The sequence below is a fragment of the Variovorax sp. F042 genome, from assembly GCF_057814215.1.
The window spans coordinates 1-377 of record NZ_JBVASX010000043.1 but is presented as its reverse complement, the minus strand read 5'-3'; the positions used below and the strand labels follow the sequence as shown (position 1 = coordinate 377).

The following is a 377-nucleotide window of genomic DNA, read 5'->3' as shown; positions in this document are numbered from 1 at the left end:
GGAGCGCTACCGAAGCGGCTACGAGCCCGGCTGCGGCATCGGCGAACTCACGCTCGCCCTTTCACAACGCTGCGACCATCTGCTGGCAAGTGACTTCTCGGCGCATGCCGTGGACATTGCGCGCAAGCGCACCGGCGGGCTCGCCAACGTGCATGTCGCGCACCATGTGCTGCCCGCCGACTGGCCCCGCGAGGCCGGCCGCTTCGACCTCATCGTGCTGAGCGAAGTGGGCTACTTCCTCGACCGCAATGACATGCACCTGCTGGCCGCCTGCTGCCAAGACACTCTGGAGGCCGACGGCACCCTCGTGGCCTGCGACTGGCGGCCCGATTTCGCACAGCGCAGGCTTCCCACGCAGGAAGTACACGGCGCGCTGG

General features: G+C 68.2%; 1 protein-coding gene. It reads left to right on the top strand.

What is annotated here, in order from left to right; all coding sequences use genetic code 11:
- Window positions 1-377: class I SAM-dependent methyltransferase (locus tag ACZYSP_RS35310; protein WP_489019201.1), on the top strand; the 377-nt coding region annotated here is incomplete at both ends.